At 61.8% G+C, this 24987-nt stretch carries 29 protein-coding genes and 1 other RNA gene; 22 read left to right on the top strand and 8 right to left on the bottom strand.

The annotated features are described in order from the left end of the window. Positions 1-43: 43 nt before the first annotated feature. Complete coding sequence (locus EOC94_RS18400) at positions 44-733, bottom strand: TetR/AcrR family transcriptional regulator (RefSeq protein ID WP_127206155.1); 690 nt, start codon at positions 731-733, stop codon at positions 44-46. A 165-nt stretch (positions 734-898) separates the two neighbouring features. On the opposite strand from EOC94_RS18400, the gene EOC94_RS18395 reads away from it, so the two are divergent. Further along, the gene (locus tag EOC94_RS18395) at positions 899-2104 is read left to right on the top strand and encodes a multidrug effflux MFS transporter (RefSeq protein ID WP_127292398.1); all 1206 of its coding nucleotides are present in this window, start codon (positions 899-901) and stop codon (positions 2102-2104) included. 60 nt (positions 2105-2164) lie between these two features. On the opposite strand, the gene EOC94_RS18390 is transcribed toward EOC94_RS18395, so the two are convergent. Beyond that, positions 2165-2719 (bottom strand): AAA family ATPase, encoded by a 555-nt coding sequence (locus tag EOC94_RS18390; protein ID WP_210212086.1) that lies wholly within the window; start codon positions 2717-2719, stop codon positions 2165-2167. A gap of 136 nt (positions 2720-2855) precedes the next feature. Further along, positions 2856-3214: a transfer-messenger RNA gene (gene ssrA, locus EOC94_RS18385) on the bottom strand. Positions 3215-3383: 169 nt separating this feature from the next. Between ssrA and EOC94_RS18380 the strand changes: the two genes are divergently transcribed. The 8 genes from EOC94_RS18380 to EOC94_RS18345 all read left to right on the top strand — a co-directional run bounded on the left by EOC94_RS18380 (position 3384) and on the right by EOC94_RS18345 (position 8761). Further along, positions 3384-3695, top strand: a complete 312-nt coding sequence (locus EOC94_RS18380; protein WP_127292395.1) for a DUF2853 family protein — start codon at positions 3384-3386, stop codon at positions 3693-3695. A gap of 158 nt (positions 3696-3853) precedes the next feature. Then, the gene (locus EOC94_RS18375; RefSeq protein WP_095483374.1) at positions 3854-4648 is read left to right on the top strand and encodes a thymidylate synthase; all 795 of its coding nucleotides are present in this window, start codon (positions 3854-3856) and stop codon (positions 4646-4648) included. 2 nt (positions 4649-4650) lie between these two features. Beyond that, positions 4651-5064, top strand: coding sequence for a DNA-binding protein (locus EOC94_RS18370; RefSeq protein WP_127292393.1), 414 nt, complete (start codon positions 4651-4653; stop codon positions 5062-5064). After that, positions 5043-5438 (top strand): hypothetical protein, encoded by a 396-nt coding sequence (locus tag EOC94_RS18365; protein WP_127292390.1) that lies wholly within the window; start codon positions 5043-5045, stop codon positions 5436-5438. The genes EOC94_RS18370 and EOC94_RS18365 overlap by 22 nt, the downstream gene beginning before the upstream one ends. 267 nt (positions 5439-5705) lie before the next feature. Then, positions 5706-6500 carry a molybdate ABC transporter substrate-binding protein gene (gene modA, locus EOC94_RS18360; RefSeq protein ID WP_127292535.1) on the top strand — a complete coding sequence of 265 codons (795 nt, stop codon included), beginning with the start codon at positions 5706-5708 and terminating at the stop codon, positions 6498-6500. Positions 6501-6515: 15 nt separating this feature from the next. Next, positions 6516-7220: a molybdate ABC transporter permease subunit gene (gene modB / locus EOC94_RS18355; RefSeq protein ID WP_126105929.1), complete on the top strand. Its 705-nt coding sequence runs from the start codon at positions 6516-6518 to the stop codon at positions 7218-7220. Beyond that, on the top strand, positions 7217-8329 hold the full coding sequence (gene modC, locus EOC94_RS18350) for a molybdenum ABC transporter ATP-binding protein (protein WP_127292387.1): 1113 nt from the start codon (positions 7217-7219) through the stop codon (positions 8327-8329). The genes modB and modC overlap by 4 nt, the downstream gene beginning before the upstream one ends. 90 nt (positions 8330-8419) lie before the next feature. Then, complete coding sequence (locus EOC94_RS18345) at positions 8420-8761, top strand: winged helix-turn-helix domain-containing protein (RefSeq protein ID WP_095483377.1); 342 nt, start codon at positions 8420-8422, stop codon at positions 8759-8761. 36 nt (positions 8762-8797) lie between these two features. Here the strand turns inward: EOC94_RS18345 and cobF are convergent, their stop codons facing one another. Beyond that, positions 8798-9571 carry a precorrin-6A synthase (deacetylating) gene (gene cobF / locus EOC94_RS18340; protein WP_127292384.1) on the bottom strand — a complete coding sequence of 258 codons (774 nt, stop codon included), beginning with the start codon at positions 9569-9571 and terminating at the stop codon, positions 8798-8800. A gap of 134 nt (positions 9572-9705) precedes the next feature. On the opposite strand from cobF, the gene EOC94_RS18335 reads away from it, so the two are divergent. The 8 genes from EOC94_RS18335 (at position 9706) to EOC94_RS18300 (ending at position 16029) form a co-directional block, all read left to right on the top strand. Beyond that, a complete protein-coding gene (locus EOC94_RS18335) occupies positions 9706-10725 on the top strand; it encodes a DUF4424 domain-containing protein (RefSeq protein ID WP_127292380.1) in 1020 nt (339 codons plus the stop codon). Then, the gene (locus EOC94_RS18330) at positions 10725-11243 is read left to right on the top strand and encodes a dihydrofolate reductase (protein ID WP_095483380.1); all 519 of its coding nucleotides are present in this window, start codon (positions 10725-10727) and stop codon (positions 11241-11243) included. Before EOC94_RS18335 ends, EOC94_RS18330 begins: the two co-directional genes overlap by 1 nt. Before the next feature lie 142 nt (positions 11244-11385). Continuing rightward, the gene (gene hflK, locus EOC94_RS18325) at positions 11386-12489 is read left to right on the top strand and encodes an FtsH protease activity modulator HflK (protein ID WP_095483381.1); all 1104 of its coding nucleotides are present in this window, start codon (positions 11386-11388) and stop codon (positions 12487-12489) included. Beyond that, complete coding sequence (locus EOC94_RS18320) at positions 12489-13433, top strand: protease modulator HflC (protein WP_095483382.1); 945 nt, start codon at positions 12489-12491, stop codon at positions 13431-13433. Before hflK ends, EOC94_RS18320 begins: the two co-directional genes overlap by 1 nt. Positions 13434-13439: 6 nt before the next feature. Further along, a complete protein-coding gene (locus EOC94_RS18315; RefSeq protein WP_126105936.1) occupies positions 13440-13628 on the top strand; it encodes a DUF2065 domain-containing protein in 189 nt (62 codons plus the stop codon). Between the two features lie 147 nt (positions 13629-13775). Beyond that, a complete protein-coding gene (locus EOC94_RS18310) occupies positions 13776-15290 on the top strand; it encodes a DegQ family serine endoprotease (protein ID WP_127292377.1) in 1515 nt (504 codons plus the stop codon). A gap of 71 nt (positions 15291-15361) precedes the next feature. Further along, positions 15362-15772 (top strand): putative toxin-antitoxin system toxin component, PIN family, encoded by a 411-nt coding sequence (locus tag EOC94_RS18305; RefSeq protein ID WP_245465598.1) that lies wholly within the window; start codon positions 15362-15364, stop codon positions 15770-15772. Continuing rightward, a complete protein-coding gene (locus EOC94_RS18300) occupies positions 15769-16029 on the top strand; it encodes a pilus assembly protein HicB (protein WP_095483386.1) in 261 nt (86 codons plus the stop codon). Before EOC94_RS18305 ends, EOC94_RS18300 begins: the two co-directional genes overlap by 4 nt. On the opposite strand, the gene EOC94_RS18295 is transcribed toward EOC94_RS18300, so the two are convergent. Then, complete coding sequence (locus tag EOC94_RS18295) at positions 16030-16593, bottom strand: GNAT family N-acetyltransferase (RefSeq protein ID WP_095483387.1); 564 nt, start codon at positions 16591-16593, stop codon at positions 16030-16032. Continuing rightward, positions 16590-17477: a phosphoserine phosphatase SerB gene (gene serB / locus EOC94_RS18290; protein ID WP_127292372.1), complete on the bottom strand. Its 888-nt coding sequence runs from the start codon at positions 17475-17477 to the stop codon at positions 16590-16592. Before serB ends, EOC94_RS18295 begins: the two co-directional genes overlap by 4 nt. On the opposite strand from serB, the gene miaA reads away from it, so the two are divergent. After that, complete coding sequence (gene miaA, locus EOC94_RS18285) at positions 17467-18435, top strand: tRNA (adenosine(37)-N6)-dimethylallyltransferase MiaA (RefSeq protein ID WP_127292533.1); 969 nt, start codon at positions 17467-17469, stop codon at positions 18433-18435. The genes serB and miaA overlap by 11 nt on opposite strands. 104 nt (positions 18436-18539) lie before the next feature. Beyond that, positions 18540-19331, top strand: coding sequence for a GGDEF domain-containing protein (locus EOC94_RS18280; RefSeq protein WP_095483389.1), 792 nt, complete (start codon positions 18540-18542; stop codon positions 19329-19331). 202 nt (positions 19332-19533) lie between these two features. Here EOC94_RS18280 and EOC94_RS18275 read toward each other — a convergent pair whose 3' ends face one another. Beyond that, complete coding sequence (locus tag EOC94_RS18275; RefSeq protein WP_127292369.1) at positions 19534-21372, bottom strand: ATP-binding protein; 1839 nt, start codon at positions 21370-21372, stop codon at positions 19534-19536. A gap of 155 nt (positions 21373-21527) precedes the next feature. Here EOC94_RS18275 and EOC94_RS18270 point away from each other — a divergent pair, with 155 nt between their 5' ends. Genes EOC94_RS18270 through EOC94_RS18260 form a run of 3 tightly spaced genes read left to right on the top strand, consistent with a single transcriptional unit; the run spans position 21528 to position 22984 of the window. Then, a complete protein-coding gene (locus EOC94_RS18270) occupies positions 21528-22094 on the top strand; it encodes an XRE family transcriptional regulator (protein WP_127292366.1) in 567 nt (188 codons plus the stop codon). A gap of 4 nt (positions 22095-22098) precedes the next feature. Next, a complete protein-coding gene (locus EOC94_RS18265) occupies positions 22099-22407 on the top strand; it encodes a hypothetical protein (RefSeq protein WP_127292363.1) in 309 nt (102 codons plus the stop codon). Between the two features lie 49 nt (positions 22408-22456). After that, positions 22457-22984 (top strand): GNAT family N-acetyltransferase, encoded by a 528-nt coding sequence (locus tag EOC94_RS18260; protein ID WP_127292360.1) that lies wholly within the window; start codon positions 22457-22459, stop codon positions 22982-22984. Between the two features lie 13 nt (positions 22985-22997). Here the strand turns inward: EOC94_RS18260 and EOC94_RS18255 are convergent, their stop codons facing one another. Next, positions 22998-24800 (bottom strand): NAD(P)/FAD-dependent oxidoreductase, encoded by a 1803-nt coding sequence (locus EOC94_RS18255; protein ID WP_127292357.1) that lies wholly within the window; start codon positions 24798-24800, stop codon positions 22998-23000. Positions 24801-24987 lie beyond the last annotated feature (187 nt).

The following is a 24987-nucleotide window of genomic DNA, read 5'->3' as shown; positions in this document are numbered from 1 at the left end:
CCGGCAGGGCAGATGCGAGAGGGCATGCCTCAGATTTGATCGCTCAAGCGCTGGTGAGGGCGTTGTGCTTTTGCGCATCGGCGGCCGGCTGCCGCTTGCCGAAGGCGCGCAGGAAGGTGCGCACGCCGTGTGTCGCCGATTGCAGCACCTCGTCGTCATCAGGCGTGCCGCCGAGCATGAAGGTCGTCTGCAATTCGGCATTGGCAAGAGCCAGGAACTGGCGTGCCGCGACATCAGGGTCATCGATGTCGAGGAAACCGGCATGGGCGAGCCGGGCGAAGCGGGCGGCGATCGCTGGCCATGTCCTGCCCGGTCCCTGTTCTCGCCATTCGGCGAAGAGCTCGGGATAGCGCTCGCCCTCAGTCTGGATCAACTTGCGCAGGAATTTTCCATCGCGGTTGCAGACACAGTTGCGGTTCATGCGCACGGCGAAGGCGATCAGATCGGCCTCGAGGTCCTTGGGCTGGTCGGGAAAGGTGGAAATGGTGGCGAAGATGCCGGCATTGCAACGCTCGGTGAGGTCGCGGACGATTGCGACGAAAAGTTTCTCCTTGTCGCCATGGTGGTTGTAGATCGTCTGGCGCGAAACGCCGGCCTCGGCGGCAATCATGTCGATATTGGCGCCGGCGAAGCTTTCGCGGCAGAACACCTCGCCGGCAGCGTCCATGATTGAGACGCGCTTGGCCTCGTGGCCGCGTGGCGGGAAGGCGTCAGGAGAAACGTTGGCTTTCATAAAAACTATATAGAGGTGATTGACGAATTAGACAAGAGTGTCTAAATTTATGGACTTAGATTGAAGAGGTTTCCCTCCGCAGAAGAAGTCGGAATTCCATGGGATGGAACGTCCTAGGATTAGACGCCGGTCGGCGGCAAACCAGATTTGAAAGAACCCGCTATCATGAATCCCCAATTCCTCCGCATCGCGGTCGTGCTCGGCCTGTTGTCCGCGATCGGTCCGTTCGCCATCGACATGTATCTTCCGGCGCTGCCTTCGATCGGCGCGGATCTGCAGGCCAGCACCGCTGCCGTGCAGATGAGCCTGCTGATCTTCTTTCTGTCCATGGGCTTTGGCCAGATCGTCGTCGGACCGATCTCCGACATGGTCGGGCGCAAGCTGCCGCTCTATGGCGGCCTCGCACTGTTCATGGTCGGCGGCATCGGCTCGGCGCTGGCGCCCTCGGTCGAATGGCTGATCGCCTTCCGTTTCCTGCAAGGGCTCGGCGCCAGCGCAGGCATGGCGGTGCCGCGCGCCATCGTGCGTGACCTGCATACCGGGACCGACGCTGCCAAGCTGATGTCGCTCTTGATGCTGGTGTTTTCGGTGTCGCCGATCCTGGCGCCGCTGACCGGTAGCGTCATCATCGAGAATTTCGGCTGGCGTGCCGTGTTCTGGACGGTAACGGGTGGGGCGGTGCTTGCCACCATCCTGCTGGCGACCTCGCTCAAGGAGACGCGGCCGGTCGAGGCGCGTGCAGGCAGTTCGTTTGGCACCGCGCTCTCCGCCTATCGCTTCCTGATGGGCGACCGCAACTTCCTTGGCCTGGCGTCTATCGGCGGCTTCGGGATCGCGAGCTTCTTCGTCTATCTGTCGAGCTCGTCTTTCATCCTGATCGACCATTACGGGCTGTCGCCGTCGGTCTACAGCATGTTCTTCTCGATCAACGCGGTCGCCTTCATCGGCATGTCGCAGTTGACGGGGGTGCTGTCGGAACGGTTCGGGCTAAGGCCCGTGGTGCGGGTCGCGGTGGTCGGCTATGCGACGACGATGGTGGTGCTGTTCGCCGTGATGGCGTCCGGCGTCGACCGGCTCGACGTGATGGCGGCGCTGCTGTTCGTCGGCTACGGGTTCCTCGGCCTGGTCATCCCGACGACTTCGGTGCTGGCCATGGAGGAGCATGGCGCGATCGCTGGCACGGCCTCGGCTTTGATGGGCACACTGCACTTCGCCATCGGTGCGGTCGCCATGGGCATCGCCGGGGTGTTCTTCGACGGCACACCGCTGCCGATGGTGGCCGGCATCACGCTTTGCGCGGTGATCTCCTTCACGCTGGCCAAGTTGACGCTCGGCCGTGGGCGGGAGGTTGTCGAAGCGCCGGCTGAATAAAGCAATCGCTATCGACGACAGAAAGGCCGGGTTCATTCCCGGCCTTTTTGACGTCTGAGATCAAGCTACAAGCCTGCCTCGGCGAAGATAAATCGCAATCGCGCCTCGACCGGCGCCAAAGGGCAACGGGATCAGCTCGTAGCCCAATTCCGTGTAGACACTGGTCAGCGCATGATAGGTGCGTTCGGCCTCGTCGAGGGTCTGCTTTCGCTCGCTGTCCTGCCGAAAGATCTCCGGCCAAGGTGGTGCGATGAAGACATGACTGGCGTAGCGGAAGCGTTCGGCGGCATTCCTGACGTGGCCGGGCACCGGCAGGCCAGTTAGCCTGATATAGCCAAGGGTGTCCGGCACGCCGCGATCGAAGAAGACGGGGCCGTTCTGTTCGAGCGATGCGTGATACGAACGCATTTCCCAAGACAGCATCAGTTCGGCGAACAGTGCCGGATCTCGCCAGGGCAGGGCAAGGCCGCCTATCGCCGATTGGTCGCGGATAATGCCGCGTCCGGCTTCGGGCGAGGTGGCGAGGCCGGCCTTCCGCAACGCTTCGATCAATGTGGTCTTGCCAGAACCCGGACCGCCGGTCAGCACGAAGAATCGATCGGAATCGTTTTGCATTCTTTTGGTCCTTTGGATGAATGCGGCAGCCCGCATTTGCCAGCAAGACAGCTTCGCGACGGGGCGCAGCGCAAGAAGCGCGGCCAACAAGCCTGCTGCCGTCACAATATCGAAAGGGGGAAATCGAAGGGGGAGAAGTGGAGGTTTCTGTTGCCAGGTACCTCCGAACCCCGCCTAGAAGTGCGAACCACTAGGGCTTGAATTGAAGCTATCGCACCGCTTACGCGGCGAGACGTGCTTCCGCATAGTTGTCGTTGGCAACTATAAGTTTAGCCCGATAACGGTGGTACAATGCCGGGCAAAAGTACGATCTTTACACCTTCGTCGATCCTATTTCGCCCCCAGCAAAAGCCGCTCTTAGACAAGAGCGGTTTTTGGTGGAGGCGCCGGGTACCGCCCCCGGGTCCGAACGGCTTATTTCATCGCCTGTTTATCGCCATAGTCGGTCAAGCCGACCAAACAGATATAGGGACCGATCGTGGAAAATGAAAGGCCTCAATGATGCTTTGTCGCTGAGTCAAACGGCATCGCGAAGGCTTGACTTGTGAACGGTCTCAACCGAAGCTTTGCGGTGGTGAGGCGTTACCGACTTAGCGCACATTTTGCGGCAGCGCGCCACAACCCTCATCGACCGGATCCCGTGGCGCCGACGAGGGGAAATTTGATGGCCGATTATCTCGCAGACGTGAAGAAGTACGACGCCGCGGCAGATGCCGACGCGGTCGCCAAGATCGTGAAGCATTTGGGCATTGCGCTCAGAAATCGGGATTCCTCGCTGGTGTCCTGCACGGACCCCAAGGAACTCGATCGCGTCAAGGCCAACTGGGTTGCCAAAAAGCTCGGCATCGCCGACGGCAGCAAGGGGGACGCGGCCATCGAAAAGACCTGCAAGGCGATGGAGGCCGACAACACCAAGAGCCGCGTGACCTTCTATTACTTGGTCGCCAAGGACCTGGGCAAGCTCGCCAGCCTCTGACAATCATCCTGCATTGGCGAATGCTGGCGCGATTTCCGCGCCAGCCCAGACTGTAGCTGTTTGTTGGAACATTCTGCGCTTTAATATGTTCGGCCGGCAGCCAGTCGGTTATGATGGTCGGTAACCCGAATCGAGCCCCCGAAATCGAGCCGAAGCCGATGCGCCAGTATCTCGACCTCTTGAAGCACGTACTGGAAAACGGCGCCGATCGCGGCGACCGCACCGGCACCGGAACGCGCTCGGTGTTCGGCTACCAGATGCGCTTCGACCTTGCGCGCGGCTTTCCGGTCACCACCACCAAGAAGCTTCATCTGAAGTCGATCGTGCATGAACTTCTGTGGTTTCTGGCCGGAGACACCAACACTAGATATCTCAACGACCACGGCGTCTCGATCTGGGACGAATGGGCCGACGAGAATGGCGATCTCGGCCCGGTCTATGGCAAGCAATGGCGCTCCTGGCCGGACGGCCATGGCGGCGCCATCGACCAGATTGCCAATCTCTTGAAGGAGATACGCAAGAATCCTAATTCCCGACGGCTGATCGTTTCGGCGTGGAACCCGGCCGAAGTGGAAGCCATGGCGCTGCCGCCCTGTCATTGCCTGTTCCAGTTCTATGTCTCGGAGGGCAGGCTCTCCTGCCAGCTCTACCAGCGTTCCGGTGATATCTTTCTCGGCGTGCCGTTCAACATCGCTTCCTATGCGTTGCTAACTCTGATGGTGGCGCAGGTGACGGGGCTGAAGCCCGGCGATTTCGTCCATACGCTGGGCGACGCGCATCTTTACGCGAACCATTTCGAGCAAGCGCGCGAACAATTGCGGCGTACGCCCAAGGCGCTGCCGACACTATGGATCAATCCGGAGGTGAAGGACCTCTTTGCCTTCCGCTTCGAGGATTTCCGGCTGGAAAACTACCTCGCCGATGCGACGATCAAGGCGCCGATCGCGGTGTGACATTGGAAAGGGCAACACTCCAAGCCATTGCAAATGCCAAACTGCGCGATGCTGAATTTTTGTTTCAGAACGAGCGTTTTTCGAACGCTTACTATCTTTTTGGCTATGCCGCAGAGATCGCCATCAAGTCGCGAATTTCGAGGCTTTTTCGGCCTGATACGATTCCCGACAAGAAATTCGTCCAAGACATTTATAGCCACGATCTCAACAAGCTCATAGCGCTGGCTGGTTTGTCTGCGGAGCTTACCGAAAGCCGTGCCGCGTCGCCGGTGTTCGACGGTCACTGGTCGGCAGTCTCAGATTGGAATGAGGCCTCGCGTTACGATATGATAGATGTGTTCGAGGCGACGGCCATGCGAAATGCCATGGTGGACGAAGAGCAAGGAATATTCAGATGGCTTCAGGAGCGTTGGTAAGGGCCGACATTGATGCCGGCATCAATTTGATTCGTGCTCTTGATGAAAGGAAATTCGGGGTCGCGGCTGCACTCTGGTTGTACAACGGCGATGTCGAGAATTGGCGTATGGTCATTGCCTATCGCGGGGCGCGAAAGGACCTTGAGAAAAAATACCTTGACGCGGCAACCATTGCTGCGGACTGGCGTAAGGCGCGTCCAGACGAGCCGATTTTGGATCTTAGCAAGGTGAAGATCACGTCATCGGACGACCGGCTGATCGCCGGCTTGGGCACTGCCATGCGGGTGGATGGTCTTGGGGAGGTGCGATTTTCCCATAACACCATCGATGGCATCTATGTTGAGGACGCTCTAATTCACAGGCTTGCTGCCTGACTCTCGCAAATTGGGAGTAGCTTTAGTGCACTTCCACCATGATGTCCGATGCCTTGACCCGCGGCAGCGGTCTCCAATCTCGCGCTGTATCCACCTCAATCGATCGCGAGCGGTGGCAACAACACGCAATGCCATTGGCCGGGCCACTAACTGGGCCATTGTCCGGGCTAAGTCTGGCAAAAAGCCTTCCCTTGTTATATTCATGTGGATATATCGATTGGCAGACTCGCGCTGATCGGATTTTCAAGCCCCGGGGAGAGTTTCATGCTGGTGCGCAAGGGTTTCGGATTGACGGCGGCCGCCATTGGCGGTCTCACGACGATGTTGATCGCCGCTATGCCGGCTGCCCATGCGGATGACAGGCTGATTGTCTTCGCCGCGGCAAGCATGAAGAACGCACTGGACGCCGTGAACACCGCCTGCGAGGCCGATGTCGGCGAGGCGGCGACTATTTCCTACGCCGCAAGCTCCGCATTGGCCAAGCAGATCGAGGCCGGCGCGCCGGCCGATGTCTTCATCTCGGCCGACCTCGACTGGATGAAATATCTGTCCGACAAGAAGCTGACCAAGCCGGATACCGAAGTGAAGTTGCTCGGCAACCAGATCGTGCTGGTGGCGCCGAAGGATTCGGCTGTCAACACCAGGATCGAAAGGGGTTTTGATCTTGCCGGGCTGATCGGCGACGGCAGGCTTGCCATGGGCGATTTCAAGGCGGTGCCGGCCGGCAAATATGGCAGGGCGGCACTTGAATCGCTCGGCGTCTGGTCCTCGGTCGAAGGCAAGGTGGCGCAGGCCGAGAATGTGCGCGCCGCGCTCAAGCTTGTTTCGACCGGCGAGGCAGTGCTCGGCATCGTCTACGCCACCGACGCGCATGCCGAGCCCGGCGTCAAGGTGATCGGCGCCCTCCCGGAGGATTCGCACCCGCCGATCGTCTACCCGATTGCCCAGATGGCGGATTCGAAGGACAAGGACACGCCGGCATTCCTGAAATGCCTGCAGTCCGCCAAGGCCGGCGAGCTCTTCAAGGCGCAGGGTTTTACGGTCCTTACGCCGAGCAACTGAGGCACACGCCAAAAGATGAACTGGCTGCTGGACCTCACTCCCGACGAATGGAATGCGGTCAGGCTGTCCGTCAAGGTGGCGACGGTGGCGATGATTGCCAGCCTGCCGCCCGGCATATTGATCGCGCTTGTGCTCGCCCGTGGACAATTCTGGGGCAAGACGCTGCTCAACGGGCTGGTGCATCTGCCGTTGATCCTGCCGCCGGTGGTTGTCGGCTATCTGCTGCTGCTCTCCTTCGGCAGGCGCGGTCCGGCCGGCGCCTTTCTGGCCGAGCATTTCGGCATTGTCTTCTCGTTTCGCTGGACGGGTGCGGCACTGGCCTGCGCTGTCATGGGCTTTCCCTTGATGGTGCGGGCGATCCGGCTGTCGATCGAGGCGGTCGACCGCAGAATCGAGGCGGCAGCCGGAACGCTTGGCGCCAATCCGCTGTGGGTGTTCGGGACTATCACGCTGCCGCTGATCCTGCCCGGCCTGATCGCCGGCGCGATCTTGTCTTTCGCTAAGGCGATGGGCGAATTCGGCGCAACGATCACCTTCGTTTCCAACATCCCCAACGAGACGCAGACGCTGCCATCGGCGATCTACACGTTCACGCAGGTGCCGGGCGGCGATGCCGGCGCGCTCAGGCTGACGCTGATCTCGATCGTCATCTCGATGGCAGCACTTATCGCGTCGGAAGTGCTGGCGCGGCGCGTCGGCAAGCGGATGGATACCGAATGACGGTCGTGGTCGATATCAGCCATCGGCTTGGCAATTTCGAGGTCGACGCCCGCTTCGAGAGCGCCGGGCGGCTGACCGCGCTGTTCGGGCCCTCGGGCTCCGGCAAGACAACGCTGATCAACATGATTGCCGGCCTTATCCGGCCCGATAAGGGGCGGATCGAGGCCGACGGCCGCGTGCTGGTCGATATTGATGCGCGCCTGTTCGTGCCGAAGCACAAGCGCCGCATCGGCATGGTGTTCCAGGATGCGCGGCTGTTTCCGCATATGAGCGTGGCCAGCAATCTGCGCTACGGCCACTGGTTCACGCCGACGGCGGAACGCTATGCGGACATGAATGCGGTGGTCGAACTGCTCGGCATCGGTCCTTTGCTCGACCGGCGGCCGGCGAACCTTTCCGGCGGCGAGAAACAGCGCGTGGCGATCGGCCGGGCGCTGCTCGCCAGCCCGAAATTGTTGCTGATGGACGAGCCGCTGGCTTCGCTCGACGAGGCCCGCAAGGCAGAAATCCTGCCTTATATCGAGCGGCTGCGCGACGAGACGAAAATCCCGATCGTCTATGTCAGCCATTCGATCTCTGAGGTGGCGCGGCTGGCAAGCGACGTCGTTGTGCTGGCGCGAGGCAAAGTCGCTGCTTGCGGCCCGACCGGGGCGATCATGCAGCGGCTCGACCTGTTGCCGGCGGAAGAGCGCGGCGAGGGCGGCGCGGTGCTGGACACCGCGGTGCTGCGCCACGACGAAGTCTTTGGCATGACCGTGCTTGGCTCGGCGGCGGGCGAGATCCGCGTGCCGCTTCTGACAACGCCGGTCGGTGCGCCGGTGCGCATCCGCATCCGTGCCCGCGATGTGATGATCGCCACCGGACAGCCGACGGGCCTCAGCGCGCTCAACATCTTGCCGGGCACGATCGTGGCGATAGAACCGGGTGAAGGGCCTACGGTCGAGATCGGCATCGACTGCAATGGCGCAACCGTGCTTGCCCGGATCACCGAGCAATCACGACAGACGCTGAAACTTCAGCTCGGTCGAAAAGTCTACGCGGTGGTCAAGACGGTAAGCTTCGACCGGGCGAACACGGGCGCCGGCTTGCCTGTCGAGGCGGATGGATGACCACCGGATGATTGTCGCTATATCATTTTAGAATAGCGGTATCATTGGAGAGCTTCTAGGATGGATGTGGCGTGACTGCGGAGGAGCAAGATGCCGTCGCTGAGCTTGCGGATAAACCTCGATCCAGAAGGGCGCATCGGGCCGGGCAAGATCGAGCTCCTGGAGCAGATCGCCGCCTTCGGCTCGATCTCGGCTGCGGCGCGGGGCATGGAAATGTCCTACAAACACGCCTGGGATCTGGTCGAGGACATGAACCGGGTATTCGGCAAGCCGCTGGTCGCGGCGCAGACCGGTGGGAAAAAGGGCGGCGGCGCCCAGTTGACCTCGGTGGGGCTCGCGGTGGTCAGCCGCTTTCGCGCCATCGAACGGGCTGCGGCTTCCGCGGCGGCGCCGCATATGGAGGCACTGCAGGCGGAGATCGATGCCGGGTGAGGTCGGTGGAGTCTGTGCCGGCCGAGCCTACCCCTCCTACTCCTCAGGCTCGCCGGGCTTGCGCAGCAGATAGGTGTCCATGATCCAACCCTTTTTCCGGCGGGCTTCCTCGCGTGTCTTCGCGATCTCGTCGCCGACATCGCCGAGGCGGCCGGAAATCAGGATCTCGTCGGGCGTGCCGAGATAGGCGCCCCAGTGGATGACGAGGTCCTTGTCGTCCAGCGTGTTGAAGGCGCATTTGCCGTCCAGCATGACGACGGTGCTACCGGCATTGTCGGGCAAACCTTCCTCGGTGAGCCGACGGCCGGTGGTGATCTGAACCGCATCGCCGATGCGGTTCAGCGCGGTTCTGTGGCTGGCGGCAAGCGCCTGGACAGCGGTGATGCCTGGGATCACCTCGAGCTCGAACGCGACATTGCCTCTCACGCGCACACGCTCCAGAATGCGCAACGCGCTGTCGTAGAGCGAGGGATCGCCCCAGATCAGGAAGGCGCCGCAGCCATCTTGCGAAAGCTCATCGCGGATCAGGCCTTCATAGATCGCGGCGATCGCCTCGTGCCAGTCATCGACGGTCGAGCGATAGGAGGGCGCCGGCTCGGCTCGCACCGGCACGTCGAACTCGACGCGGCGCGAGTCTGGATTGGTGACGAATCGGTCGCAGATCTGGCGGCGCAGTTCTGCGAGATCGTTCTTCTTCGCGCCCTTGTCGGGAATGAACAGCACCTCGGCGCGGTTCAAGCCGTCGATGGCCTGCACGGTCATGTGGTCGGGATTGCCGGCGCCGATGCCGATGACGAGAAGCTTGCGCATGGCCGAACTCCTGCCCGATCGGAACGTCGGTGTCCAGACAAGCCTGGCAAGCGCCGACGAGTGCGCGGAAGGGCTTTGAAACTCCACATTGAAACGGCTAGAGTCATACCGGCATTCTCGCCAAGGGAGCTTCCATGTTCCGTTATGTCCTGACCGCAGCGCTGGCGCTCTCGGCCACGCCCGTATTCGCCAATGATTCAATCGCCGAATTGGGAACGGGCGGCCTGATCCTGTCGCGCAGCGACGCCGTCGCGATGGAGAGCGAGGATCTCTATATCTCGCCGGAAAAGGTGACGGTCGACTATGTCTTCCGCAACAACACCGACAGGGATGTCGACGCGATCGTCGCCTTCCCGATGCCCGACATCGAAGGCGATCCCAACGAGATGCCGGCGATTCCCGACGGTCAGAGCGACAATTTCCTCGGCTTCGAGGTGACGATCGACGGCGTGGCGGCAAAACCGCAGCTTGAGCAGAAGGCGTTTGCGCTCGGCATCGACATCAGCGCCGATTTGAAGGCGCAGAACGTGCCGTTTTACCCGTTCGGCGACGCGGCCAAGGCGGCATTGGCAAAGCTGCCGCAAGCGGTTGCCGACGATTGGGTCGATCGCGGCCTCATCATCGAGGACACCGCCGACGATGGTTCGGGCATGAAGACCGTCTACGTGCCGTTCTGGCAATTGCGCTCGACCTATTGGTGGCGCTCGACCTTTCCAGCCAACAAGGCAGTCCGCGTCGCCCACCGCTACAAGCCGAGCGTTGGCGGCACGTCCTCGGTCAGCTTCTTCTATGACGGCCAGTTCCAGGGCCAATACGCCGCCTATAAGACCCGCTACTGCATGGACCAGACGTTCGAGAATGCGATCCGCAAGGCAGCGAAGGGCAATCCCGACGGCACTCTGAGATATTTCGAGAACCGCATCGCCTATATCCTGACCACTGGCGGCAACTGGGCGACGGGCACCATCGGCAAATTCAAGCTGACTGTCGACAAGGGCGACCCGAAGAACCTGGTCTCGTTCTGTGGCGAAAACGTCAGGAAAGTCGGGCCGACGCGTTTCGAGATGACGGCGCAAAATTTCTACCCCGAGCACGACATCGACATTTTGCTGCTGGTGCCTACCGATGGCGGCGATGGCGGGAGCGGTGGCTGATGGACGTCGCGATCTATGTCGCCATCGCCGAAAACGGCGTGATCGGGCGCGACGGCGGTTTGCCGTGGCGACTTTCCAGCGATCTCAAGCGGTTCAAGGCCGACACGATGGGCAAACCTATCATCATGGGCCGCAAGACCTATGAAGGCATCGGCAGGCCTCTGCCTGGGAGGCTCAACGTCGTGGTCACCCGCGACAAGACCTGGCGCGCCGAGGGCGTCGAAGTCGTGCATTCGCTCGACGACGCGATCAGTCTGGCGAAGGTGCGCGGGCGCTGCATGGCAGGCGCCGACGAAATCTGCATCATCGGCGGCGGCGAGATCTATGCCCAGGCGCTGCCCCTGGCCGACCGCTTGCATGTCACCCATATCCTTGCCGCGGTCGACGGCGATGCGCATTTCCCGCCTATCGACCCGGATTCGTGGCGCATCGTCCGCTCGCAGGACGTTCCTGCCGGTGAAAAGGATAGCCATGCGACACGCTATTCGGTTTACGAGCGACGCCGCGACGTGCATTGAGAGACGATAAAGGGTCGCGACAGTCCAAAACGGACTGTGTCGACGACCGATCGCGTTGAAAGCGCGCCGTCGCGTCCCTATAGAAGGACGATACTGGATTTTGCGCCGTCAGGCCGGCGCGCGAGGGAGCGAAAGGACATTCATGCCCTGGAATGACAAAAGCGGCGGAGGCGGCGGCCCATGGGGCGGCGGCAACAATCCAGGACCCTGGGGGCAGGGACCGAAGGGGCCCAGCGGCCCGCAGGGTTCGCCTCCCGATCTCGAAGACATTATCCGGCGCGGCCAGGACAGGTTGCGGCGTGCTTTGCCGGGTGGCGGTGGGGCAAGCCCAGCCGTGTTCGGGCTGATCGCGGCAGCGCTTGTCGTGCTGTGGGCGTTCAAGGCCGTCTATACCGTGCAGCCGGACGAGGTTGCCGTCGAACTCAGATTCGGCGTGCCAAAGACGGAGCTCTCGCAGCCCGGCCTGCATTTCCATTGGTGGCCCATCGAAACGGTCGAGACAGCCGTCATCGCCGAACAACTCGTCGATATCGGCGGCGGCACGACCTCCGGCAACGGTTCAGGCCTGATGCTTTCTGGTGACCAGAACATCGTCAATGTCCAGTTCTCTGTCGCCTATCAGGTCTCCGATCCGAGGGCCTATCTGTTCGATGTGTCCGATCCCGACGGCATGCTGCGGCAGGTCGCCGAAAGCGCCATGCGCGAAGCCGTCGGCCGTCGGCCGGCGCAGGACATCTTCCGCGATGATCGCGAGGGCATTGCGGCGTCAGTGCGCGAAATCATCCAGACGACGCTGGACGGCTATAAGGCCGGCCTGAACGTCAACGCGATTTCGATCGAGGATGCCGCGCCGCCGCGCGAAGTGGCCGACGCCTTCGACGAAGTGCAGCGCGCCGAACAGGACGAGGACAAGTTCGTCGAGCAGGCCAACCAGTATTCCAACCAGAAACTCGGCCAGGCGCGCGGCGAGGCCGCACAGATCCGCGAGGACGCGGCCGGCTATAAGAACCGGGTCGTGCAGGAGGCCGAAGGTGAGGCGCAGCGCTTCATCTCGGTCTATGACGAATACGCCAAAGCGCCGGATGTGACGCGCCAGCGGCTTTATCTGGAAACGATGGAGAGGGTTCTGAAGGATTCCAGCAAGGTGATTATCGAGCAAGGCAATGGACAAGGGGTTGTTCCCTATCTGCCGCTGCCGGCATTGCAGCAGAAGGCGCCGGCGCCGGTCCTCGGAGGAACCCAGTGATGGCCAACCGTCTTCCCATCATCGCCGTCATCGCAGCGGTCATCCTATTCCTGCTTTATTCGTCGGTCTTCGTTGTCAATGCGCGCCAGCAGGCGCTGGTGCTCAGGTTCGGCGAGATCGTCGACGTCAAGAGCCAGCCGGGCATCTATTTCAAGGCGCCGTTCGCCTTCTTCGATGCCGACAGCGTGCAGTTGATCGAAAACAGGGTGCTGCGCTTCGACCTCGACAACATCCGCGTCCAGGTTTCGGGCGGCAAGTTCTATGAGGTCGACGCCTTCATCGCCTATCGGATCTCGGATCCGCGCGTGTTCCGCTCCGCTGTGTCCGGTCAGATCGAGCTGGCCGAGGCACGATTGAGGACGCGTCTCGACGCCGCCTTGCGCCGTGTTTACGGTCTGCGCGACTTCGAGGCGGCGCTCTCGGAAGAGCGAGCCGTGATGATGCGTGAAGTGCGCGATCAGTTGAGGCCCGACGCCACGTCGCTCGGCCTGCAAATCGAGGATGTCCGCATTCGCCGAACCGATTTGACGGCGGAAGTCTCGCAACAGACATACGACCGCATGAAGGCTGAGCGTCTGGCCGAAGCCGAGCGGCTGAGGGCGCGCGGCAACGAGGCGGCGCAGCGCATCAGGGCTCGCGCCGACCGCGAAGTGGTGGAGATCGTCGCCGAGGCACGGAGGGAGTCTGAAATCCTGCGTGGTGAAGGCGAAGCTCAACGCAGCGCCACCTTCGCGGACGCCTACCAGCGCGATCCGGCCTTCTTCGGCTTTTACCGGTCGATGAATGCCTACGGCACGGCGCTGGACAATACCGGGACGACGATGGTGCTGTCGCCGAATTCGGAATTCTTCCGTTTCTTCCGCAATCCCGCCGGCGCGGATACGCCGGCAGCGCCGCCCGCAGCACCTGCTGCGCCGGCAGCGCAGCCAGGCACCGGCCAGTAACGGCCGGTGCAGGATTTTCTGGCGGCAATAGGCTTGGTTCTCGTCGTAGAGGGCCTGGTCTATGGCGGCTTTCCTGGCCTCGCCAAGAAACTTGCCGGCGAAGTTCTGTCGATGCCGGAGAGTGCGCTGCGGATCGCCGGGCTGATCGCAATCGCCGTTGGCGTCGGCATCGTCTGGCTGGTGCGTGGTGGGTGACGTGATCGGACTATGATTTCGGATAACGGAGGATTTATCCTGTGCCGATAGCCATAGCCGCAAACGTGCCGTATTTCTTGCCAACATGACTCGACGCAGCGTTTTCGGCGAGCGCTTTTCCTTTCTGAGACACCGGGAGACTTCTCGATGACATCCAACAGCTTTTTGCGCGCGGCGAGGCGGACGTTCACCGCAGGTGCTGCAGCACTTCTTATTGGCGCCGCTACCGTCCCGTCGCTGGTGACGCCGACGGCCGCCGCGGATGGCCCGGCTTCGGTCGCCGATCTCGCGCAGGGCCTGCTGGGTGCCGTGGTCAACATATCGACCTCGCAGAGGGTGAAGGGCACGGAGGGGCCTGGCGCGGTGCCGATGCCGCAGCTTCCAGAGGGCTCGCCCTTTCAGGATTTCTTCGACGATTTCTTCAAGAACCGTCCCGGCGAACAGGGCGATCGCTCGCAAAAGGTGCAGTCGCTGGGCTCCGGCTTCGTGGTCGATGCCGAGCAGGGCATTGTGGTGACGAACAACCACGTGATCGCCGATGCCGACGATATCGAGGTGAATTTCTCCGACGGCGTGACGCTGAAGGCGACGCTGGTCGGCACCGACACCAAGACCGACGTGGCGGTGCTGAAGGTCGATCCGAAAGGGCACAAGCTGACGGCGGTGAAATTCGGCGATTCCAGCAAGATGCGTGTCGGTGACTGGGTGATGGCGATCGGCAATCCGTTCGGCCTCGGCGGCACCGTGACGGTGGGTATCGTCTCGGCCCGCAACCGCGACATCAATTCGGGTCCCTATGACGATTTCATCCAGACCGATGCCGCGATCAATCGCGGCAATTCCGGCGGACCGCTGTTCAACAGCAGCGGCGAGGTGATCGGCATCAATACGGCGATTATCTCGCCGTCCGGCGGCTCGATCGGCATCGGCTTTTCCATTCCTTCGCAGCTCGCGTTGGGCGTCGTCGACCAACTCCGTCAGTTCGGCGAGACGCGGCGCGGCTGGCTCGGCGTGCGTATCCAGCCGGTGACGGACGACATTGCCGAAAGCCTCGGCATGGCGACCGCCAAGGGCGCGCTGGTCGCTGGCGTCATCAAGGGCGGACCCGTCGACAACGGCACCATCCTGGCGGGCGACGTCATCATCAAGTTCGACGGCAGGGACGTCAATGAAATGCGAGACCTGCCGCGCGTCGTCGCGGAAAGCTCGGTCGGCAAGGCTGTCGACGTGGTCATCGTGCGCAAGGGTGTCGAGCAGACCGTGAAGGTGACGCTCGGCCGGCTCGAAGATGGCGAAAAGCTTGCCAGCAGCGAGGACGGCAGCACCGACCAGGACAATGGCGACAAGGCGCCTGCCGTTTCGACGGCTTCCGTGCTCGGCATGACCGTTGGCGAGCTCAACGACGAGACGCGGACGAAATTCGGCATCGCCGCCGAAGTCTCCGGCGTCGTCATCACCGAGGTCACCAAGGATTCGGCCGCCGCCGAACGCGGCATCCAGGCCGGCGAGGTGATCACCGAGATCGCGCAGGAATCGGTCGCCACGCCCAAGGATGTCATGGACCGGATTGCCGCATTGAAGGAGCAGGGACGTAAGAACGCCCTGCTGATGCTGGCGTCGAAGACTGGCGAGTTGCGGTTTGTGACGATCCGGATGGATTGAGTCTGGTAACTTCACAGGCACGTTGAAACATCCCATGGGATGTACTATTTTGACCTGTGAAGCGGATCGTATTGGACACAAACGTTCTGACCGCAGGTCTGCGCAGCAGGAATGGTGCGTCATTTGCCGTTTTGCGGTTGGTCGCAAATCGACAGCTTTGCCCATTGGTGACAACAGCACTGTTTCTTGAATATGAAACCGTGCTGACCCGCCCTGAGCAACGGGCAATTCACGGATTGTCGCTTGCAGATCTGGATCGTTTGCTGGCCGGCTTCGCTGTCTTGGCAGAGCCGGTCGAACTGCATTTTCTCTGGCGCCCGCAATTGAATGATCCGAAGGATGAGATGGTGCTTGAGGCAGCGATCAATGGTCGGGCAGACGCATTGGTCACTCACAATCGCCGCGATTTTGTGACTGCGGCAGGCCGTTTTGAAGTTCCAGTCGTCAGCCCCGCCGAATTGTTAGAAGGATTTCGAACATGAGCAAGGCGACTTATCCGTTGAAACTTCCCTTGTCGATCAAGGAGGCGGCTGCACGTCTGGCAAAGGCTGATGGTGTGTCGCTGAACCAGTGGATCGCTTCGGCTGTGGCGCAAAAGGTGGGAGCCATGGAGACAGCGGCCGATTTCCTGCGTCGACGGGCTGGTGATGCATCGGGCGATGATTTCTCGAAAGTGCTCGATCGCGTCGGCGTCAAACCGCCGCAACCCGGCGACGAGCTTCCGTTTGACAAGCACTGATTAGGGTCGGTTTTTTCGCCAATCCTTGGCTGTCAGCCTGTAGAACACATGCTGCTTGAGCGCGGCGTGGCTGTCCGGAATGCCGGGGTGGTCGAAATCGCTGGCCGGGTCGGCGATCATGCCCAGGCGCTTCATGACCGCAGTGGAACGGTGATTATCCCTAACGGCGAAGGACACGATTTCGTCGAGGCCAAGCGTTTCGAAGCCATAGGCGAGCCACGCTTCGGCCGCCTCGGTGACATAGCCATGGCCCCAGAATTCGGGCGCCAGCCGCCAGCCGATCTCGACGGTGCCGGCGGGCAGGAAGGGCAAATGATCGGTATCGAGGAGGCCGACGAAGCCGATGCATTGGCGCGTTTCAATTATCTCGGCGGCAGCGAAACCGTAGCCATCCTCGGCGATCCAGGCGCGAAACTCGTCCATTTTGGCGTCCGCGGCAGCGCGGTCGCGGCGAAATGGAAAGAATTCCATGACGCGTTCGTCGGAATTGATCCGGTGGAAGAGCTCGCGGTCGCGATCCTCCCAGTTGCGCAGGATTAGCCGCTCGGTGCGGATCGGCGTCACTCTACAAACTCCTCCCGCCGGTAGCCCTGCAGATAGAGAAGCGCGGTCAGGTCGCCGTGGTCGATGCGGAATTTTGCCTCCGCCGCCACGACAGGCTTGGCATGAAGTGCCACACCCGCGCCGGCAAGGCGGATCATGTCGAGGTCGTTGGCGCCGTCGCCGACAGCAATGGCGTCTGCGGTCGTCAGCCCCAGGCGGGCCGAAATCTCGAGTAGCGCATCGGCTTTGGCGGCGCGCCCCAGGATCGGCTCGGCCACCAGCCCGGTGAAGTGGCCGCCCTGCTCGATCAGCCGATTGGCGCGATTCTCCTGAAAGCCGAGCATGGCGGCGATGCGTGCGGTGAAGACGTTGAAGCCACCCGATACGAGCGCAGTCCATGCGCCATTGGCGCGCATGGTCTGGACAAGCGCGCGGCCGCCGGAAGCCAGCGTCAAGCGGTTGGTGATGACGCGGTCGACCACGGCAGTGTCGAGGCCTTTCAGCAGCGCCACCCGCTCGCGCAACGCCGGCTCGAAAGCGATCTCGCCATTCATCGATCGCGCCGTGACGGCGGCGACGTAATCCTTGACGCCGATCTCATCGGCAAGCTCGTCGATGCACTCTTGATCGATCATCGTGGAATCCATATCGGCGATAAGGATTTTCTTTCGCCTTGCCTCGACCTGCTGAACGATCACGTCGACCGGTTCGGGTGCGAGCACGGCGCGCAGGCTGGCGGTCGTTTCAGCGGCTCCGGCCGCCTCGGGCAAAGCGAATTCGCAGGCGATGCCTTCGGCCAGCCAGCGAACAGTGCTTGCGCCGACCGACCGTGACGCCATATTCGCAAGCGCCGGCGACAATGCGCGGCCGGCGGGATGGGATACGAGCGTGGCGATCAGCGGCATCGAAAATTCCGGCGGGCAGGCGGGCGAGGGCCGCGTTGAGAACGCGATCCTGATAGCCGGGCCGACCGCCAGCGGCAAGTCCGCTCTCGCGCTCGATCTCGCCGAGCGCAAGGGCGGCGTCATCGTCAACACCGATTCCATGCAAGGCTATTCTGTGCTCGACGTGCTGACGGCGCGGCCGACCGCTGCCGAACTCGCTCGCGTCCCGCATTATCTCTACGGGCATGTCCATCCCTCCATCGCCTATTCCACCGGCGCCTGGCTGCGCGACGTGATGAAGCTCATCGACGAGGGCACGCTCTCAGAGCGGCCGGTGATTTTCGTCGGCGGCACCGGGCTTTATTTCCGGGCGCTTGCGCAAGGCATTTCGGAAATGCCCGACATTCCGCAGCCGATCCGTGACCGCTGGCGCTACGAACTCCGGGAGCAGGGCGCGGCCAAGCTTCACCGCATCTTGCTGCGCGAGGATTCCGCAGCAGGCATGATACTGAAGCCGACCGATGGCCAGCGCATCGTGCGGGCGTTGGAGGTGCTCGACGCGTCAGGCCGTTCCATCCTGGAATGGCAGACGGCGCGCGGCCGGCCGTTGATCGACAGGGACAGCGCACGCTTCTTCGTGATCGAACCGGACCGGGCGGCGCTGGTGGAGCGGATCGAGGCGCGGTTCGACCGCATGCTGGAGAAGGGCGCCCTCGATGAGGTCAAACAGCTCACCAGCCTTGGTCTCGATCCCGATTTGCCGGCGATGAAGGCGATCGGCGTTCGCGAACTCCAGGCCGCAATGGCCGGGGAGTTGAGTTTTCCCGAAGCGATCGGGCGCGCAAAGATCGCGACGCGACAATACGCCAAGCGCCAGGCGACCTGGTTCAGGCATCAGTTGGGTCCGGAATGGCTGAGACTGCGCCCCGGTGATCGTGTGGGATCCACGATCTCGGATCCCCTTTCCAGTGCAACCTGAAAAGTTGATCTTGGGGGGAGACTTCCCGTCGAAGTTGTCCTAGTTAACCGTCCGTAAGGCCCTCCATGCCATAAGGTCTGTGGGAATTTTCCAACGGGGAGCAGATGCGTTTTCACAAGGCGGAATCAGCCTTTTTCGTCTTCATCTTCGTGATCCTGGCCGCCGGCCTGGTGACGCTTCACGCCTATGGGCTTCTGCAGGCCTTCGCGGCCGAGAGTGTTACGCCTTCCGGGGTTGAGAAGATCATCTATCTCAACAAGCTGTTGTTTGCGACCGGCGTTCTTTTGGCGACTGCCCTGTTCTTCGGCATTTTCTTCATCTACCCACTGATCCGCAAGCAGGCGACGGAAGAAGGCAAGCTGCGCGCCATGACGGTTTCGCTCAGCGCCCGTTCGGAAACGCTGGAGCATGCGGCGCTGACCGACAGCCTGACCGGCATGCAGAACCGGCGCTATTTCGACGATGCACTGAAGGAATATCTCGAGGAATTCCGCCGCATCGAGAAGCCGGTCGGGCTGATGATCCTTGATCTCGACCATTTCAAGCAGGTCAACGACACCCACGGCCATGATGTCGGCGACGAAGTGTTGCGGGCGGTCGCCAATTGTCTCAAGGACATGACGCGCTATCACGACGTGGTTGCGCGCCTGGGTGGCGAGGAATTCGCAGTAGTCACCCCCAACATGGACGCCGAACTGCTGTCCAAATTCGCCGAGCGCATCCGCAAGGCGATCGCCAACATGTCGATACTATCAGGCAATGTTCGCCTGAAGATCACCACCAGCGTCGGCCTCGCCGTCTGGGATCGCAAGGAAACCGCCGAAGAATTCTATCGCCGCGCGGATCGCCAGCTTTATGAGGCCAAGAGGCAAGGCCGAAACCGCGTCTGCGCCTGAAATCCCGTCATTAAACTCGTGATGCTGGCCGTCTGGCGTCGTTTTCTGCGCTTCCGGTGCTCACGGACTAATGTCCGCTCCGCTCCGGTTCTCGAAAACGGCGCCATCCGACTCAGCCTGACGAATTTTCTGACGGGATTTGCCCTGGCTTCACAGGCTGACAAGTCTGCAACGGAAGCTTGATGGGCTGGAGGCCGCCGGCTCAGTCGTTTTGCGGGCGCAGACCGAAGGTTGCCGGTTTCAGGCCATAACGCATGTCGAAATCGTCGTCCGACTGGACGCGTGCGACAGTCGGGGCGGGTGGCTTGCGATAGTTGGGATCGCCGGCCTGCCGGTTTGAATCGACGACTTCGGCGAAGGCCATCGCCTGCTGCGGTTTTGGCACGTTGCGTAGCCTTTCGACGATCGCCACCAGATCGACATCGTTGCCGATCTCGGACGGCAAGGCTTCCTCGCGCTTGGCCGTGCCGGGGATCAGATCCGCGGACAGTTTTTCGAATTTCAGCCGCATGGTCGTCGCCACGCCTTCCCCGAAGGCGATGGCTTCGCGCTGGCCCATCGAAGACAGGAACGCCAGCGTCGAGGCCGAGGAATCGGCGATCGCCGAGCGGACGATCGCCTGGTCCTGCTCGTTGGCGAGCCGCATGGCGAAGAAGGTCGAGCACTGCGACAGGATGGTGGGATCGAGCTCGCCCGGGCGCTGGGTAACGACACCAAGATAGCAGCCATATTTGCGGCCTTCCTTGGCGATGCGCGACAGCGCGTGCCGGGTCGGTGCAAAACCGAGGCGCGGATCGGCCGGCATATAGCGGTGGGCTTCCTCGCACAGCAAAAGCAATCGCAGCCGGCCTTCGCTCCACAACGCTAGGTCGAAGGCCAGGCGCGCCAGCACCGAGCAGACCGAATTGACCACTTCCGACGGCATGCCGGCCATCTCGAAGCAGGTCACCGGGCGACCGTGATGCGGCACGCGAAAAATATTGCCGATCGTCTCGTGGATAGTGTCCTCGATCAGCCGCGAGTTGAACATGAAGCGGTAGCGCGGATCCGAGGCCGCCGATTCGATGCGCGTCTTCAGCGATTTGAGAGTGGGGCGGTCGTTCTTGCTTTCCAGCAGTCCCATGCGCTCGTCGATCTGCTTGATGAGATCGACAACGCGATAGGGCACCGGCGTGTCCGCGGTCAGCGCATCGCTGCCGCGCCTGAGATAGCCGCCCGAATTCGGATTGCGGTACAGGTTCTTGGCGGCGGGTATGAGATCGCGCAAGGCATCGATCTCTTCCGGCACGGTCTCGCGCCCGCGAAACAGCACTTCGGCAAATTCCTCGAGCTTGAACATCCAGAAGGGCAGGTCCAGCGTCGTCGAATCGACCCTGACGCAGTGTTCGGGCAAGGATGCGGCGAACTCGTTGTGCGGATCGAGGATAAGGACGCGCAGGTCGGGCCGGGCGGCGATCGACTTGCGCAAAAGCAGCGAGACGGCGGTGGATTTGCCGACGCCGGTGGTGCCGACAATAGCGAAGTGGCGCGCCAGCGTGTCGTCGATGGCGATGTTGGCGTCGATCGCCTCGTCCTGTGACAGCGTGCCGATGGTGATCGAATGACGTCCGGCGAGATCATAGACTGCCTGCAGGTCGCGGCTGCGAATGCGGTGGGCGATGGCGCCGATATGCGGATAGATGGTGATGCCGCGGTCGAAAATCGGTTTGGCGCCGGGCTCGGCGCCGTCGCGCACCTCGCCGATAAGCTCGATGCTGACCTCGATCGGGTTCTGGCCCTCATTGCTCCAGGCGCGATCTGACTTGCCGATCTCGTAGACCAGGCCGACGGTTCGCGTGGTGCCAAGATTGATGGAGATCATCTTGCCGACGCTCCAATGGCCGGTGACCGTGCCTTCGACATCGGCGGCATAGGCGCTGATGGTGGCGCGCGCGCCGTCGCACTGGACGACATTGCCCAGAATGCGCTTGTCGTTCTGCTCCGCCTTGCGGCGCTCCTGCAATGTCGGCTCTCCAACGGAGGCTTCGCGGTCGACGAACATGGACAGGCTTGCTTCCTATTTCCCCAGGCGATCGACCTTACCTCGGCGGGGTTAAGGTGGGGTGAGGTCGGATGGTGTAGGGGGCATTAAGCCATTCGCGAAAATTGAACCGGTCGGCCCCTTGCTCGAATCCATAATTTCGATATAACGGATTAATGACTGTTATAGCGAACGATATCTCGTCGACCATCGGCAGGAGAATACACGCCGAAAGGGCTTTGCGAGACTGGTCACTGGCGGAGCTCGCGGACCGCTCCGGCGTGTCTAAGGCCATGCTCAGCACGATAGAGCGCGGCAAGACGAGCCCGACCGCAGCACTTCTGGTGCGCATCGCAGCGGCCTTCGGCATGACGCTTTCCACCCTCATCGCGCGGGCGGAGCTGCAGGGCGGCGGGCTGCTTCGCCAAAGCGATCAGCCGGTCTGGCGCGATCCCGCCACCGGCTACCTCAGGCGGCATCTTTCGCCGGTCTCGGACATGCCGCTCGAACTGATCCGGGTCCAATTGCCGGCGGGAGCCAAAGTAAGCTTCCCGGCAGCATCCTATGCCTTCATCAGACAACAGATATGGTTGATTTCCGGACGGCTGGAATTCACCGAGGGCGATATCGTCCACAGTCTCGAACCGGGGGACTGCCTGGCGCTTGGTGCGCCGTCGGATTGCACCTTTCGCGCTCCGGGACCGGATGCCGCCGACTATCTGGTCGCGCTGGCAAGAGCCTGAACGCATGGCACGCCGTCCCAAACGCTCCGACAATGGGGGACCGCCACTCGACGACTACAAGGGCCCCCCATGGGGCAAGGGCGACCCTTACATCTTCTTTGCCTGGCAGGCTGCGTATGCCAAGGCGTGGAAGGCGCCGAGCCGCGACGTGATGCTGATGCGGATGGAAAAGGCCGAGCGGCTGGGCCTGACCTATGAGGAATATACGCTCGAAATCCTGGAACGCGGGCGGCATCTGCAGCCAAAGGACACCGATAGCATTGCCGCGATCAAGGTAGCACGAAAGCGACGCCGCATCGGTCGTCTGGGTTGACGGCTGGAACACGCCGATCGCTCCATCGCAGTCAAAGGACATCGCACGCATGAACTCCATCGAAATCAAGGCTCTGACCCAGGCTGCGGAAACGCACGCAATGCTGATCGACATGCTTATCGAGACGGTCGCGGCCGGCGGATCGGTCAGTTTCATGCATCCGCTGGCGCCGGAAGCGGCAGGCTCCTTCTGGAGCAAGTCGCTTATTGCGGCGGCAAGATGCGAAAGAGCCGTGCTCGGCGCTTGGGACGGCGAGGCCCTGATCGGCACCGTTACCTTGCTGCTCGACTGTCCCCCCAACCAGCCGCACCGGGCCGAGATCGCCAAGCTGATGACCCGCGTCGAGCGGCGCGGCGAGGGCGTCGCGACTCGCCTGATGCGGGCGGCCGAAAGCCTCGCGGTCGAGAAAGGCCGATCGCTGCTGGTCCTGGATACAGCGGCAGAGGAGGGTGCCTCCGGCCTCTATGAGAGGCTGGGATTCACGCTTGCCGGCGAGATACCGGACTACGCGTTGAAGCCGCATGGCGGACTGACCGGTACGCTGATCTACTGGAAGCGCATCGGCCAGTCCCGGTGACTGCTCTGAATTTCTATCCCTTGTGATGGACCTGCTGCAGGCCGTAGACCGGCGTCGCGATGCCCTCGTGCCGTGCCTTCAATTGCAGGGACAGGAATTGCGAATAGTGGCGCGACTGGTGCAGATTGCCGCCATGGAACCACAGCGCCTCCTGTTGCGTCGGCTTCCACATATTGCGCAATTCGCCCTCCCAGGGGCCGGGATCCTTGGTAGTGTTGGAGCCGAGGCCCCAGCATTTTCCGACCTTGTCGGCAACGTCCCTGGATATCAGGTCGGCCGCCCAGCCGTTCATCGAGCCATAGCCGGTGGCGTAGACGATGAGGTCGGCCGGCAGGTCCGATCCGTCGCTAAGCAGGACCGAATGCTCCCGGACCTCCTTGACCTCGACGCCGCTTTTCAGCTTGATCGAGCCATCGATGATGAGGTCGGAAGCACCGACATCGATGTAGTAGCCTGAGCCGCGCCTGAGATATTTCATGAACAGGCCGGAATCGTCATCGCCCCAGTCGAGCATGAATCCTGCCCTTTCCAGCCCCTCGTAGAATTTGGCGTCGCGCTTCTTCATCTCGGCGTAGGCCGGGATCTGGAATTCATGCAGGATCTTGTAGGGCAGGGACGCAAAGACGAGGTCGGCCTTGGCCGTGGTCATACCGCCTTGCACGGCTTTTTCCGAGTAGAGCGAACCCAGTCCGATTTCCATCAGCGTGTCGGATCTGGAGATATGGGTGGTCGAGCGCTGCACCATGGTGACATCGGCGCCGGCCTCCCAAAGGGCTGCGGCGATGTCATGGGCTGAGTTGTTCGAGCCGATGACGACGGCGCGCTTGCCGGCATAGGCATCGGGGCCGGGGTGCTTGGAGGAATGGTGCTGATCACCCTTGAAGTTGTCCATGCCCTTGAATTTCGGCAAATTGGCCTTGCCTGACTGTCCCGTCGCCAGCACCAGATGCTTCGGCTTCAACGTGATATCTTTGCCGTCGCGGTGGACGATGAGGGTCCATTCCTTCTTCTTGTCGTCATAGGTGGCGCTCTTGGCCTCGGTCGAGGACCAGTAATTCAGCTCCATGACCTTGGCGTACATTTCCAGCCAGTCGCCGATCTTGTCCTTGGGCGAGAAGACCGGCCAGTTCTTCGGAAAATCGATATATGGCAGATGATCGTACCAGACCGGGTCGTGCAGGCAGAGCGACTTGTAACGCTTGCGCCATGAATCGCCGGCGCGCTCGTTCTTCTCGACGATGATGGTCGGCACGCCGAGCTGCCGCAACCGGGCACCGAGCGCGATGCCGCCCTGGCCGCCGCCGACGATGAGCGTGTGGGGCTGACTGATAAAGCCGAGTTCAGTCGCCTCCTTCTCGCGCTCCTCCTTCCAGGTTGGACGATTTTTGCCGTGGCCATGCTTGGCGCCCAACGGCCGGGCGAAGCCGGCGGGTTCCTCATGGCCCTTCAGCTCGACCATGGTGGTGAGCAGCGTCCAGATCTTACCGTTCTTCAGTCTGATATGGCCGAAGCCGCGCGCAACCTCCGTTTCGAAGCTGATCCAGCCCTCCAGCAGCTCGCCGCTTTCGCTGGCGTCCTCGCCCTTGGCGATCGCCCAGTTCGAAGGTTTTGTCTTCGCCAACTGGCTCATCAGCATGTCGCGCACCTGGTCGCGACCTTCCATGGTCTTGATGTTCCAGGTGAAGGTCACCAGGTCGCGCCAGTAGCAGTCTTCCTGAAAGCACCCGACCGCCTTGTCGATGTCGCCGGCGGCGAGCGCTGCACCGAATTGATCGAGCAGGTCGGTCAGTTTCTGGGCTGGGGCCTTGTCGAGCATCAAATTTCCTCCCGTGAAGTCCTGGTCGTCATCGTGGCTTTGCCGGACCCTCCCAGCCCGGTTGGCCTGAGTATCGCGGCAAACTATGCGCCGCGTCACGTCGTCAAATAGTTTGCCGTGGTTTCAATGGCTTATCGGGACGATCGCGGACACTGATCCTGCCGGCGGTCGTACCGGAACGGTGGTT

This window comes from Mesorhizobium sp. M6A.T.Ce.TU.016.01.1.1 (genome assembly GCF_003997065.1).
In the GTDB taxonomy this organism is placed as follows: Bacteria; Pseudomonadota; Alphaproteobacteria; order Rhizobiales; family Rhizobiaceae; genus Mesorhizobium; species Mesorhizobium mediterraneum.
The sequence above is the reverse complement of the archived record's forward strand: the minus strand, read 5'-3'. Positions and strand labels throughout refer to the sequence as shown.

What these genes read in the sequence shown, in the direction of transcription:
- EOC94_RS18400 (WP_127206155.1), bottom strand. Translation starts at nt 733, where the DNA reads ATGAAAGCCAACGTTTCTCCTGACGCCTTCCCGCCACGCGGCCACGAG.
- EOC94_RS18395 (WP_127292398.1), top strand. Translation starts at nt 899, where the DNA reads ATGAATCCCCAATTCCTCCGCATCGCGGTCGTGCTCGGCCTGTTGTCC.
- EOC94_RS18390 (WP_210212086.1), bottom strand. Translation starts at nt 2,719, where the DNA reads ATGCAAAACGATTCCGATCGATTCTTCGTGCTGACCGGCGGTCCGGGT.
- EOC94_RS18380 (WP_127292395.1), top strand. Translation starts at nt 3,384, where the DNA reads ATGGCCGATTATCTCGCAGACGTGAAGAAGTACGACGCCGCGGCAGAT.
- EOC94_RS18375 (WP_095483374.1), top strand. Translation starts at nt 3,854, where the DNA reads ATGCGCCAGTATCTCGACCTCTTGAAGCACGTACTGGAAAACGGCGCC.
- EOC94_RS18365 (WP_127292390.1), top strand. Translation starts at nt 5,043, where the DNA reads ATGGCTTCAGGAGCGTTGGTAAGGGCCGACATTGATGCCGGCATCAAT.
- modB (WP_126105929.1), top strand. Translation starts at nt 6,516, where the DNA reads ATGAACTGGCTGCTGGACCTCACTCCCGACGAATGGAATGCGGTCAGG.
- modC (WP_127292387.1), top strand. Translation starts at nt 7,217, where the DNA reads ATGACGGTCGTGGTCGATATCAGCCATCGGCTTGGCAATTTCGAGGTC.
- EOC94_RS18345 (WP_095483377.1), top strand. Translation starts at nt 8,420, where the DNA reads ATGCCGTCGCTGAGCTTGCGGATAAACCTCGATCCAGAAGGGCGCATC.
- cobF (WP_127292384.1), bottom strand. Translation starts at nt 9,571, where the DNA reads ATGCGCAAGCTTCTCGTCATCGGCATCGGCGCCGGCAATCCCGACCAC.
- EOC94_RS18335 (WP_127292380.1), top strand. Translation starts at nt 9,706, where the DNA reads ATGTTCCGTTATGTCCTGACCGCAGCGCTGGCGCTCTCGGCCACGCCC.
- EOC94_RS18330 (WP_095483380.1), top strand. Translation starts at nt 10,725, where the DNA reads ATGGACGTCGCGATCTATGTCGCCATCGCCGAAAACGGCGTGATCGGG.
- hflK (WP_095483381.1), top strand. Translation starts at nt 11,386, where the DNA reads ATGCCCTGGAATGACAAAAGCGGCGGAGGCGGCGGCCCATGGGGCGGC.
- EOC94_RS18320 (WP_095483382.1), top strand. Translation starts at nt 12,489, where the DNA reads ATGGCCAACCGTCTTCCCATCATCGCCGTCATCGCAGCGGTCATCCTA.
- EOC94_RS18310 (WP_127292377.1), top strand. Translation starts at nt 13,776, where the DNA reads ATGACATCCAACAGCTTTTTGCGCGCGGCGAGGCGGACGTTCACCGCA.
- EOC94_RS18300 (WP_095483386.1), top strand. Translation starts at nt 15,769, where the DNA reads ATGAGCAAGGCGACTTATCCGTTGAAACTTCCCTTGTCGATCAAGGAG.
- serB (WP_127292372.1), bottom strand. Translation starts at nt 17,477, where the DNA reads ATGCCGCTGATCGCCACGCTCGTATCCCATCCCGCCGGCCGCGCATTG.
- EOC94_RS18280 (WP_095483389.1), top strand. Translation starts at nt 18,540, where the DNA reads ATGCGTTTTCACAAGGCGGAATCAGCCTTTTTCGTCTTCATCTTCGTG.
- EOC94_RS18275 (WP_127292369.1), bottom strand. Translation starts at nt 21,372, where the DNA reads ATGTTCGTCGACCGCGAAGCCTCCGTTGGAGAGCCGACATTGCAGGAG.
- EOC94_RS18270 (WP_127292366.1), top strand. Translation starts at nt 21,528, where the DNA reads ATGACTGTTATAGCGAACGATATCTCGTCGACCATCGGCAGGAGAATA.
- EOC94_RS18265 (WP_127292363.1), top strand. Translation starts at nt 22,099, where the DNA reads ATGGCACGCCGTCCCAAACGCTCCGACAATGGGGGACCGCCACTCGAC.
- EOC94_RS18260 (WP_127292360.1), top strand. Translation starts at nt 22,457, where the DNA reads ATGAACTCCATCGAAATCAAGGCTCTGACCCAGGCTGCGGAAACGCAC.
- EOC94_RS18255 (WP_127292357.1), bottom strand. Translation starts at nt 24,800, where the DNA reads ATGCTCGACAAGGCCCCAGCCCAGAAACTGACCGACCTGCTCGATCAA.